The 11,601-nt window shown below is 62.6% G+C and carries 12 protein-coding genes; 1 reads left to right on the forward strand and 11 read right to left on the reverse strand.

Annotated features, from left to right (window positions below):
- Window positions 1-88 precede the first annotated feature (88 nt).
- From JAB1_RS00190 to JAB1_RS00240, 11 genes are all read right to left on the reverse strand, one after another.
- Window positions 89-1,042, reverse strand: coding sequence for a hypothetical protein (locus tag JAB1_RS00190; protein WP_070277982.1), 954 nt, complete (start codon window positions 1,040-1,042; stop codon window positions 89-91).
- A 261-nt stretch (window positions 1,043-1,303) separates the two neighbouring features.
- Window positions 1,304-1,678: a hypothetical protein gene (locus JAB1_RS00195; RefSeq protein WP_070277983.1), complete on the reverse strand. Its 375-nt coding sequence runs from the start codon at window positions 1,676-1,678 to the stop codon at window positions 1,304-1,306.
- Window positions 1,679-1,702: 24 nt separating this feature from the next.
- Window positions 1,703-2,947 carry a TerD family protein gene (locus tag JAB1_RS00200; protein WP_070277985.1) on the reverse strand — a complete coding sequence of 415 codons (1,245 nt, stop codon included), beginning with the start codon at window positions 2,945-2,947 and terminating at the stop codon, window positions 1,703-1,705.
- Window positions 2,944-3,939, reverse strand: a complete 996-nt coding sequence (locus JAB1_RS00205; RefSeq protein WP_034785095.1) for an HpcH/HpaI aldolase/citrate lyase family protein — start codon at window positions 3,937-3,939, stop codon at window positions 2,944-2,946. Before JAB1_RS00205 ends, JAB1_RS00200 begins: the two co-directional genes overlap by 4 nt.
- Window positions 3,932-5,038: a cysteine protease StiP family protein gene (locus JAB1_RS00210; protein ID WP_070277986.1), complete on the reverse strand. Its 1,107-nt coding sequence runs from the start codon at window positions 5,036-5,038 to the stop codon at window positions 3,932-3,934. The genes JAB1_RS00205 and JAB1_RS00210 overlap by 8 nt, the downstream gene beginning before the upstream one ends.
- Window positions 5,035-5,787: an HAD family hydrolase gene (locus JAB1_RS00215; protein WP_034785099.1), complete on the reverse strand. Its 753-nt coding sequence runs from the start codon at window positions 5,785-5,787 to the stop codon at window positions 5,035-5,037. The genes JAB1_RS00210 and JAB1_RS00215 overlap by 4 nt, the downstream gene beginning before the upstream one ends.
- On the reverse strand, window positions 5,765-6,922 hold the full coding sequence (locus tag JAB1_RS00220; RefSeq protein WP_070277988.1) for a phosphoribosyltransferase domain-containing protein: 1,158 nt from the start codon (window positions 6,920-6,922) through the stop codon (window positions 5,765-5,767). The genes JAB1_RS00215 and JAB1_RS00220 overlap by 23 nt, the downstream gene beginning before the upstream one ends.
- The gene (locus tag JAB1_RS00225; protein ID WP_070277990.1) at window positions 6,919-7,956 is read right to left on the reverse strand and encodes an ATP-grasp domain-containing protein; all 1,038 of its coding nucleotides are present in this window, start codon (window positions 7,954-7,956) and stop codon (window positions 6,919-6,921) included. Before JAB1_RS00225 ends, JAB1_RS00220 begins: the two co-directional genes overlap by 4 nt.
- Window positions 7,957-8,199: 243 nt before the next feature.
- Window positions 8,200-8,916: a TIGR00266 family protein gene (locus JAB1_RS00230; protein ID WP_070277992.1), complete on the reverse strand. Its 717-nt coding sequence runs from the start codon at window positions 8,914-8,916 to the stop codon at window positions 8,200-8,202.
- Between the two features lie 106 nt (window positions 8,917-9,022).
- A complete protein-coding gene (locus tag JAB1_RS00235) occupies window positions 9,023-9,598 on the reverse strand; it encodes a TerD family protein (protein ID WP_034785104.1) in 576 nt (191 codons plus the stop codon).
- Between the two features lie 100 nt (window positions 9,599-9,698).
- Window positions 9,699-10,781 carry a DUF475 domain-containing protein gene (locus JAB1_RS00240; RefSeq protein WP_070277994.1) on the reverse strand — a complete coding sequence of 361 codons (1,083 nt, stop codon included), beginning with the start codon at window positions 10,779-10,781 and terminating at the stop codon, window positions 9,699-9,701.
- A gap of 250 nt (window positions 10,782-11,031) precedes the next feature.
- Between JAB1_RS00240 and JAB1_RS00245 the strand changes: the two genes are divergently transcribed.
- Entirely contained in the window at window positions 11,032-11,457 is a 426-nt protein-coding gene (locus JAB1_RS00245) for a divergent PAP2 family protein (protein WP_034785408.1), read from the forward strand.
- The last annotated feature ends 144 nt before the right edge of the window (window positions 11,458-11,601 follow it).

An 11,601-nucleotide genomic window follows, 5' to 3' on the forward strand; every position in this document is an offset into this window, starting at 1 on the left:
TTAATGGGGAAACGCAGTCCAATGGACTGCGTTCCAATCGCGCAGCGACCGACCCCAGTCCTAGGTTTGGGTTACGTTTGCATCTCGCTCAAAACTTCCGTCCCACCCCAACCAGCAGCACATCCGCATCGCGGTGGTAATCCGTCACCACCCGGTTCCACGCCGCTTGCGCCACCCAGCGGCGGTTGACGTGGTAGCGGCCTACGGCTGACAGCAAGCCTGTCAGGCGCGTGCCGTGGCCTTGCGTGTCGCGGCCGTCCCACGCCACGTACGGGCCGGCGCCCATGCCGAATTCCACTTTTTCGTTGAGCGAGCGGATCAGCCACAACTGGGCGGCCGCGCCGCGCCGGTACGCCAGCGCCGTGCTGCCTTCGGCGATGAGCGTGGCGCTCCAGTCCACGTATTTTCCCGCCGCGCGCCGGTATTCCACGGTGAACGGGCGCGAGGACTCGGAGCGGAAGCTGTTGACGATGGTGTGGCCTGTCGATAAGGTCAAGGTGTCGTCGTGCGCCCAGTTCTGCAAGTGCAGCTTGGCGCCCGGCACGCCGTCATAGCGGTAGCCGGCGCCGATCAGCAGGTGCGTGGTAGTGTCCTTGCCGCTGGGGCGGATGCGGTTGACCTGGGCCAAGGCATACCAGCGGTTGTCGAATTGCCAGCGCGCCTGCAGGCTGGCGATGGAGCCCCAGCCATGGTCATTGTCGAAATTGTGCGGTGCCTCGTCCGTCTTGGCCGTGTCGAAGAAGAAGTAGCGGCCGATGCCGGCGCCCAGCATCAGGCCCTGTTCCACATTTTTCGTGCGCAGCCACACCTGGCCCGCCATGCCGTCGCGGTGATGGTCTTCCGGATGCCCCTCGTTGATATACGACAGGCTCACCGCATTGTAATTGCCCACCGGCTGCGTGTAGCTGATGGCGCCGACAAAGGTGCGCTCGTTGGTCGAGTTGACTTTCAGGGAACCGGCCATGCCGGCCAAGTCCTGTGCGTGGATGGACAGGGGGAGCGAGGCGGCCAGCAGGGCCAAGACGGTGAATGGCATGCGCATGACGTTTCCATTGATGGGTGAATACACGCTAACGATAGGCTGGCGAAATGCCATGCGATTGCGCAAGAATCTTGCACATTGACTACATTTGTAAACTGTTTAGCCAGGACTTGTCACAAGTGTATAAGAAAGCGGGAATGCGTGATGCGTGCCAATGTTTTCTTATTAAGAATGCATCGGTGGCGGGCGGGAGGAGAGGCGCCGGCCTGAAGGGGCTGGCCGGCGCGGGACTGCTGGACTTGCGGTCGTATTGCTGTCTTATTACTGGCTCAATACGGCTTTATCGGCAAAATATTCCGTCTCGCCGAAGCATTGCGTGGGCACGCCCTTGTGCTGGCTGTAGGTGACGAGAATGCGCTTGCCGGCGGCCGCCGTCAATTGCTTGGCCACGTCTTCATCGCGCACGCTGAACTGGAATTTTTCCGGGATGGTGCCGGGCAGTGCCGTCAACAGCAATTCACCTTCCCATGTCTTGCAGATCCAGCCCCGCTTGGAGAATTTTTGCAGGTAGCCCGCCCGTTCGCCTTCCGAGTACGAGAAGCTGAGGGCCATCCACGTGTAGGCGGCCAGCAGCAGGAAGCCGGCCACGAGGAAGATGGCGAAGGCGAAGGTGACTTTTTTGGTCGTAGGGGTCATGGTAGGGTTGTTTAGGTAAAAGGATCAGTCCTTGCGGCCGGCTTTCCAGTTCAGTCCGAAATTGTATCGCTCGTCCATGGCCTGGTGCGCTGTGATTTTACCTTGGCCGCCGAAGTATTCCACCAACTTTGTCACCTGCAGGTTGCCGCCGTGGTTTTCCAGCATGGCGATGGCGCACATGGCGTGCTGGCTGTCGCTGTCGAGGCGCACTTCCACCGTCGGCTGGCCGGGAATCTCGATCATCACGACGCCATCGGTGGCGGCCCAGTTCGGCACGCCTTCGTAGATGAAGGCGTACACGAGCACGCGCTTGATCTGGTCGAAATGGGTGCCGTTGATGAAGATGTTTTCGCCGCTGCTGATGCTGCCCGTGCGGTCGTCGCCTTCCAGGTGGATGTACGGCGGACGGTCGTAGGCGCCCCAGCTGTTGCCCAGCGCCTGCACGGCGCTTTTGCTGCCATTGCTCATTTCGAACAGGCAGCCGATGTCGAGGTCGATGCCGCCCGCACGGCCGGCCGGTTTGTTGAACAGCTTGCCGAGGAAGCCCGTATCCAGCTTCGAAGCGGGCGCCTGGCCTTGCGACGCGTTCTGGTTCCAGTTCAGGTTGACCCGGATGCGGCCATAGCCGCCGCTGTCGCGCTTGTCGAGCGAGATCTTGTCGCCGCGTTTTTCCAGGCGGATCTTCGACAGCGAGATTTTATTCGCCGGCGGCGGGGCCGCCGGCGTGGGCACGGAAGCCGGCGCCGGCGCCGGGGAGGATGCCCCCGCTTCGCTGCCGCCAAAGTGCTTCAGCAGGGCCGCCAGGCCGCCCGCGAAACCCTGGCCCACGGCGCCGAAGCGCCAGCTTCCGTCGCGGCGATACAGTTCGCCGATGATGACGGCTTTTTCATCCTGGAAGTCATTGCCCGTGAAGGCAAACGTGGCCGCCTGGCCCAGCGCCATGCTGGAATTGCCCAGCGCGCGCATGCTGCCCTGTTCCGTCGCCGCCGTGAACACCAGCTTGTCGATCGAGGCGGGCAGGCGGGAAAGGTCGACCTGGAAGGTGGAGCGGGGGCCGTTCAAGTCCACCGTGATGGCGTTGTCCGGCGCGCTTTTCTGGTTGAAGAACACCATGTAGCGGTCGTCCGACAGCTTGCCGGCCGCATCGACGCCGAAGCAGCTGACGTCCACTTCCATCGAGCCCGAAACGATATCGAGCGTGACGGCAAACGGGCCATTCAAGCCCAGGTCAGCCAGTTTGCCTTTTTGTCCGCGTGTGAAATTGGTCATGGTCGTGCAGTCCCTTCGTCGCTGGAGAGTTGAGTATTCAAGGAGTGGTGCAAATGGGGGGCGGGCGCCGCGGCGCCATCGGCCGCATGGCGGATGCCGAACAGGCGCGCCTGCTCGATGATGCGCAGTGCCCAGCTGCTGTGCGTGGCCACTTCGCACATCGATTCCTGCATGCGGAACACGGCCGGGCTGTCCGGATCGATGATGCGCAGCGCTAGTTCGATGTCCGACTGCGCCACCTGGTAGTGGCGTTCGATCTGCGGCACCTGGTCCGGGTGGATGGCCGTCTTGGCGATCATGCCGTGCGCCATGTCCTGCGCCACTTCGGCATCGAGCCAGCTGCCCTGCGACAGGTGCTCGAAGACGGGCGCCGTCAGCTGGAAGCCGTGTGGCTTGAAGATGGTGACCAGGCGGCCGATGACCTGGCCCAGCGGCGTTGAATAAATGGTGCCGCTGGTGGGGCGGCGCAATCCCAGCAGGGCCAACAGATCGTTGCCGCCGATGCGTAGCGCCAGGATGCGGCGCCGCACTTCCGGCGCCGACAGGATGATGCGGAACTGCTTCATTTCCTCGTCGTCGAACACTTCCGCCGTTTCCAGGGTCGGCATCAGCAGATGGTGCGTGTGGCGCACCAGCTCGAAGTAGGCGGCGAAATTGTGGCGCGTGGACTTGGGCAGCACGAAGCCGCTCAATTTGTCGGCGCCGGGCATGGCCAGCACGCGCGCCAGCACGTCGAGGTTGCGCACGCGCACGAAGCGCAAGGTATCCGATTCGTCGCACATGTTTTGCAGCGCCAGCGACAGGTTGAACATCGCGTAACTGAGGTCGCGTTCCGCGATGGCGTCTTCGGTGCAAAGTATGACCGAACGCAAATGGCTGAATTTGTCGCCATTCGCGATCGCCAGCAAGTCCTTGTGCGTGGTCGGCACATACATGGAGGCGCCCAGCGCCGCTTTATGCTCGCTTTGCGGGTGTAGGGAGTTGTTATCCATCGACTGCGCTCCTGATAAGGGCAACCGCCTGGTAGGGCAGCGCCGGTTCTACTGTGACGGGTATGGCTTTTTCCTGTGCCAGAAGCAGCAAATGTGCCACGTCCGGCGCATTCGTGTCGCGCACGATCAGGCGCTCGGGCACGCGGCGCAGCAGCACGCGCGTCGCTTCGCCGATGCCTGGCTTGATCAGGTTGATGTCGCTGATGCCGTATTGCTGCTGCACCGTGGCCATGTAGGCCTGCGAGCGGGCCGCCATGGCTGGCGCATCGCTCGCTTCGGCCAGCGGGATGCCGCTGCTGGCGGCAATCGCCACGGCGTCGGCCACCAGGCCGTCGGCGAAATCGCGCGACTGGTCATGCGCTTCGAACTGCGCGTAGTAAACGCAGCCATGGAAGTCGTCCGGGCCGATGGCATCATTCAACACGGAGCGGCTGACCAGGCCCGAGACCGTGGCATTCAGAATGCTTGACGGGATCAGGTAGTCGCTGGCCGATGCGGCGCAGGCGGCCGTGCCGGCCAGGTCGGACAGCACGAACAGGCCGCCGTCGATGGCCGTGCCATGCGCCGCGTTGAAATCGTTGACGGTCTGGCGCAGTTCGCGCGAAATCACGCCCTTGCCCGTCCAGCCGTCGACGAAGACGATGGAAGCGTCACCGTGGCCCTGCGCCAGGATATGCTGCAGGGCGTTCGCATCGATGCCGCGGTCGCGGATGATGGAGACGGAATAATGGCTGCATTCGCGCTGGAACACCTGGCGCAGCAAGTGCCCCAGGATGACGCCCACGGGCGTGCCGGCGCGCGCCAGCGAGACCAGCGTGATGGGACCCATGCGCCGCGCCGCGATCAGGGCGGCCAGGCGCAGGCAGTCGCGCGCCATCTGCAGGCGGTTGGCCGCGAACGCGCTCCGGAACAGGGCCAGGTAGGCGGGCGAGGGCAGGGATTCGGGCGACAGCATTTCGCTGTAGTGGCGCTGGCCCGACTGGATCAAGCGCTCTTTTTCGGCCAGGTCGAGGATAGGCTCGAGCGCCATGGGCGTGAGCAGAAACTCCACGTCTTCCTGGCGGTAGCTGCCGCTGAAATGCTGCGTGCCGTCGGTCATAGCGCCGCCACCGTGAGTGCCGCCAGCTGGGTGCCGTTGGGGATGATGGCGTAGTCGCAGGCGGCCATGAAGCGGGCGTCCGAACGGCTGTCGCCCATGCCGAAGCTGACGATGGGGCCATGTTCGGCTTCCAGCTCCGCGCGCAGGTAGGCCACGGCGCGCGCCTTGTTCAAGGTCTTCGGCAGCACGGCCAGGTTGTTGCCGTTGCGGTGGATGAAGTAGTCTGTGCCTTCGGTGGCGATCCACTGCTGCAGCACCTGCTCTTCGATATCGGCCAGGCGTTCGCCGCGCGCTTCGTGGTCCTTGACGACGATGTAGAACGGCGTGTTGTAGTCCTCGATCAGGCGCGCGCGCGAAGGCATGCCCGTCTTGGCCTGGAAATCGTCGATGATGCGCATGGCTTCCCGCAGGCCGGGCAAGGCCGTCTGCATGTCGTCCTGCATCAGGGCCAGCCAGCCCGCGTCGAGCGCGCCGCCCGGCTGCAGCACGATGCCGCCGTAATCGAGCACGCTGTAGCTGGTAAACGGCAGGTCGACCCTGCGGAAGGCGTCGCCATTTCTCGCCGTGGCGGGAATCAGGGTCATGCCGCTGTGCGCGAATTCAAAGAAGGCGCGCTGGCGCGCCGTCGTAAACGAGCAGGCGTCGCCATTTTTCAGATAGGCGGCCGGTTGCAGGTCGGTCTCGCCCGGGCATTTTTTCGGGGTCTGGAACAGTGTGTCGTCCAGATCAACAAACAGGAATTTCTTCAATTTTGGTCTCTGACTGAAAGTGGAACAGGCGGCCATTCAACTGGCCGGCGAGTTGCATGAGGGCCGGGCTGGCTGGGGTTTCATGACAGATGAAAACGTGCTGGTACTGGCCAGGTGCCACGTTGTACAGGTAATTGGCGATGCCTTCGCCGTAGTTGTCGTCGCAGTTGACGATGTGGCCGACGGAGCCCCACGACAGGATGGGCGAGCGCGTGGTCGATTGCACTACCACGTTCTTGCCCAGCGCTTCCAGCTCGCGCGCCAGCAAGAACGACGGGTGCATGAATTCGCCCGTGCCCAGCACCAGCACGGAGTCGCCGGCGCCGATTTCCTGCGCCAGCTGCACCGCCAGGCCTTGCGGCGGCGCCAGGGCGCGTCCCACGCCGATGCGGCCAAACGCGGGGCTGGCGCCCCGTTCCGCATTCGCCTCGAAGCGCTGCGCGCTGGCCGCTACCGGAGCAGGCGCATCGCCTGCCTGGAAGGCGTACTGGCCGGAGAGCGCCGCGCCGATGCTGGTGGGCAGGCCGAAACGCTCACTCAAGCCCGCGTTGGCGGTCTGGCCCATGAAATTGGTGATCACGCCCAGGTGCAGCTTTTCCAGCTGCGGATAGCGCGCGCGACACACTTGCACCAGGTTGGCGAAGGTGTTGCCGGTCGACGCTTCATCGTCGATCAGCACCAGGCTGCGGGCTGTGGAAAACAGCGCGCTGGCGGCGTCCGATAAATGCAGGAACTGGCGCGGCGCGTGGCTGTGCGACTCCTCGAATTCGAAGAAGGGCACCGTGCCCACGCGGTAGCGCGAGCTGTGCAAAAACAGGGCTTTTCCATGCGGGTTGGCGCGCAGCCATGCCTCGAACACGCCCTGGCCCAGGCCGACGGCCGTTTCCGCCATGGCGATGAAGACCACGGGGCCGGGCAGGCTGGGGGGGATCTGCGCGGCCAGGTCGTCGTGGATGGCTTGCATGGCGCGCGGCGTGACGGGCCAGTGCTTGCCCAGCACCTTGGACAGGAACAAAAAGCCCCGCTTGGCGTTGGCGCGCGCGGCAAAGCCGATCAGCCAGTCCAGCGGAAAGCGCGCCTCGTCCACTTTCAAGGTCAGCTCGCCCGTGGGCATCTGCTGCTTGACGATGTTCATGGCAGCTCCACGGCGTAGGCGGCTTCGCCCACGCGCATGCCTTCGTGGATGGCGGGCACGGTGAGCTTGTCAAAGCCCTGGTCGAAACCGGCCAGCGCCAGGTAGGGCAGGTTCGGGCCGGCAGCGCACGCCATGCCGATGCCGCCCGACATGCGCGGGTTGATTTCCAGCAGCGCCAGGCCATTCGCGCCTTCGCGGAACTGGATGTTGAAGACGCCATTCAGGCGGTAGTCGCGCGCGAGTTTGTCGCAGGCTGCCAGCAAGTCGTCGCGCAGTTCGATCAGCTGGCCGCTGCCGCCCCCGTGCAGCTTCTTGCGCGGCACGGCGCAAACGAGCTTGCCCTGGTCGGCGACGCAGTCGGCGCTGTATTCGTGGCCATCGAGGTATTCCATCAGCAGCAGGGTCTTGAACGATGCCATCTGCGCCAGGCCGCTGCGCAGCTCTTGCGCATTGATCTGGTAGGCGGCGCCGGCCAGCAGCAGCTGGGCGCTGGTGCGCTCTTCATCGAGAATGGCAAAGCCCAGGGCATACACGGATTCGGACGGCTTGATGCACAGCTTGCGATGCAGCGGGCGCAGTTCGGCGTAGGCGGCGTCGTATTCTGCGATCGTGGTGACGGCGCGGTAGTCGGCCGGGCGCGCCATGGGCAGATCGAGTCCGTCGCAGAAGCGCGCCTTGTCGTGCATTAAATTCAGGGTGTCTTCGCTTGCCACGCTGAGCACGCGCGTGCCGATGGCGGCGAAGCGCGCGCTGGCGCTGCCGATCAGGCCCGCTTCCTTGCCCGGCCAGAAAATCGTGATGCCCCGCTCGCGGCAAAATTCCAGGCACCACTCGACATAATTGAGGCCCGTCAGTCCCGACGGTTCGACCGCGTATTCGTGGGCCGACAAAAAGGCGGCCGCGTGCGCGCTCGTATTGCTGCACACGATGTGATAGCGGGGCGCGCCGCTTGTCGCGGCCATATCGGCCTCGCGGATCAGGCGCATGGCCGTGCCGACCGAGGAAAATGTTTTGTTGAACCAGACTCTTTGCATGTACGGGGACCGGGTAAAGAAAGGGAAAGCCGCGCGCAGGTGCGCGCGCGGGGAGTCTAACCAGCCAGGCTTAACCTGGCCTTAGAATTTTTTTGAACTACAACGTTGAGCAACAAACTAACAGCGCCTGACAAAACCGTAGCGAGCGGAAGGAAGAGGTGGCCGAGAAGCGCAACCGTACTCAAGTACGGTGAGCATCGCAGGCTGCCTATGCCGACGCGCAGCAGGTTTGGTCAGGTGCCTCTAGCCAGCCTTGCCGCTGGCTGTCCATTTGAGGAACGCGTCGCGGTTGCGCGAGCAGATGAACACCTTGCCCGAGCCGGAAAAGCGCAGCACGATGCCTTCGCCGCTGGTGACGCTATTGACGATATTGCCGAGGAAGCCGCCGATGCCGCCGCCGCTGGCGCCGCCGCCCGTGGTCACGGAAATCTCGTATCTCAGGCTGTTATCCCAGCACACGACGTGGGAATTGTCGATCACGACATCCTTGCCCGGCTCGACGTCGAGCTGGAACATGGAGCCGAAGCCCGACACCACCACTTGTCCCGTGCCGGCCGTCTCCATGACGAAGAAGCCGCCCGACTGGGCGAACAGCGCGTTGCCGATGCTTTGCGTGCGCACCTTCATTTCCGTGCCCGAGGTGGCGGCGACAAAGGCGCCGTCGTTGAGCAGGTACTGGCGCGCGCCCACGTCGACCACTTCGATGGCGCCCGGCAGGGTGGGCGAGAGCAGGCAATCGCCGCTGCCGCGCACCGCTTCGATATGCTGCTGGAAGAACGATTCGCCATTCGCGAAGCGGCGCATGATGGCGCTGCCCAGGCCGCCCGTCATCTTGCCTTTCAAGTCCAGCGCCGTTTCCATCATCACCATCGCGTCGGATTCGCAATAGATGGTTTCGCCCTGTTTCATGCTGACGTGGAGGAAAGGATCGACGTCGCCCGTGACACTAAATACTGGCATGATAAATCTCCAAAAAAAAGCCGCCTGAACTGTGCAGGCGGCAGTGATGATACGACACTAGTCCAATTCACCGCAGAAAGCCAGGCAGGCTTTCTGCGTGTGAATTTTAGGCATTGACGCCGAACGAGCGGGCCAGTGGGCCCAGGCCGCCGTTAAAGCCCTGGCCGATAGCCTTGAACTTCCATTCGCCGTTGTAGCGGTAGATTTCGCCAAAGATCATCGCCGTTTCCGTCGAGCTGTCTTCGGACAGGTCGTAGCGGGCGATTTCTTTTTCGCCTTCCGCGTTCAGGCAGCGGATGAAGGCTTTCGAGACCATACCGAAGTTCTGGCGGCGCGCGTCGGCATCGTGAATGGTGACGGTGATGCTGATGCGGTCGATGTCGGCCGGCACGCGCGACAGGTCGATTTCGATGCGCTCATCGTCGCCTTCGCCTTCGCCCGTGGTGTTGTCGCCCGTGTGGACGACGGAACCGTCGGTCGACTTCAGGTTGTTGTAGAAGATGAAGTCAGAGTCGCCACGGACTTTGCCGTCGCTTTTCAGGAGGAAAGCGCTGCCGTCAAGGTCGAAGGTGGCGCCGTCCGTCGAACGAGGATCCCAGCCGAGGCCGACGATGATCTTCTTCAGGTTCGGTGCTTCCTTGCTCAGGTTGACGTTGCCGCCTTTTTGCAAACTGATTGCCATGTGGTGCTCCTTTTCAGTAATTTACTTAAACATACCTGCATGGGATGAGCGCAAAGCGCTCGTGCCATTACTTCCTCAATTGGGGGCGGAACCCCCGATTTCAAGCTTGTGCCGCGTGCCGTTTGCGATAGCGCAAGGATGACCACAGCGAGACCAGGATGAAGGCCACGCCCGACAGGCCCGTGAACCACTCCGGAATATGGTACTTGACGGACGCCAGCATGATCAAGGCCAGGATGCCGATCGCATAATGGGCGCCGTGCTCCAGATAGACGAATTCGTCCAGGGTACCCTTGTGCACCAGGTACACCGTCATCGAGCGCACGAACATGGCGCCGATGGCCAGGCCCAGCATGATGATGACGACATCGTTGGTGATGGCGAACGCGCCGATCACGCCATCAAAGCTGAACGAGGCGTCCAGCACTTCCAGGTACAGGAAGCCGCCGATACTGCCGCGCGCCACCGTTTTTACCAGGTCGCCATTGCCGTTCCTGGCTGGCGCGGCGCCTTCTTCTGCGTCATCCTGCAAGTCCGGTTCGCCTTCTTCCAGCAAGCCGCTGATCCAGTTCACGCCGATGTAGACGGCGATGCCGACGATGCCCGAAGCGAGCACGCTGTATTTTGCATCCACAGGGCCCATCGCCACGCAGGCGGCCACGGCGCCCATGGTGATCAGCACGGCCAGGCTTTCGGTGCCCAGCGCATTGACTTTTTCCTCGGCCCAGCCCAGCCAGTGCAACTCCTTCTCATCGTCGAACAGGAAGTTCAGGAACACCAGCAGCAGGAAGGCGCCGCCGAAGGCCGCCACTTGCGCATGGTTGTCCGTCAGGTGCTTGGCATACACGTCCGGCGTCGTGGTGGCCATGGTCCACACGTCGACCAGACCCAGGCCCGTGGCGACGGAAACGATGACCAACGGAAACAGCAGCCGCATGCCGAAGACGGCCACGAGGATACCGACCGTCAAGAACAGTTTTTGCCAGAACTCATTCCAGTGACGCAAGACCGAGGCATTCACCACGGCATTGTCGAACGACAGCGACACTTCCATGATGCCCAGCACGCCCGTGATCCACAGCGCCTGGATCATGCCTGACATGCCGCCATGGCTGTACCCCCACCAGCCTGACACTGCCATCAGGATAAAAGTGACTAAAAAGGAAATTCTGAAATGCCGCATGAGGACCCCGTTGCAAGTGTGAAAGACGTTTGATTATCCGCGCCGCTGTGTGCGCCGCACTCAGTGTTGATATACGTCAATTGTTGTATATGCCATGATTTTATATTAGTTGCCGCCGGGGGCTGCGTTTTATAGGCTGACGATAGACAGTTCTGCTGGCGCGGATGATCTGCGATAATTGCGGCGCGCCCGTCGGGCTGCCGCAGCCCCTCGCACACTTGACAGACATATATATAAGAAGGAATACCCCGTGGATATCGCTTACCTCGTCACGCCCCTGATCACCTGGATCCTGGTCGGACCGATCAAATTCCTGATCAACAGTGTCCGCACGCGGCAATGGGCGTTCGGTCTGGTCGGCAATGGCGGCTTTCCCAGCAACCATAGCGCCGTTGTTTCCAGCATGGCCACCCTGATCGCCTTGCGCGAAGGCATAGCCCATCCCGCCTTCGGCGTGGCAGTGACCTTGGCCTTCATCGTCATCATCGACGCCAACAGCCTGCGCCAGCACGTGGGCAAGCAGGCGGCGGCCATCAACCGCCTGGCCAAGGAAGCGGCCAGCCCGGCGCACACCTGGCTGCGCGAGCGCATGGGGCATACCCTGGTGGAAATCGCCGGCGGCCTGTGCACGGGCGTGGCGATCGGTTTCCTGATCAACACCGTTTTTGCCCGCTAAGTTCGCTTTCCCTGAAACGCAAAACCCCGCCTGAAGGCGGGGTTTTGCGTTTCAGGGCGTAAAAACTACGTTTCATCCATTCATTAAAGCATTACAGGAAGCCGCCGATTGACATGCCCGGACACGCTCATGGATACTTTGGCG

It is taken from the genome of Janthinobacterium sp. MP5059B (assembly GCF_001758645.1).
In the GTDB taxonomy this organism is placed as follows: Bacteria; Pseudomonadota; Gammaproteobacteria; order Burkholderiales; family Burkholderiaceae_D; genus Janthinobacterium; species Janthinobacterium lividum.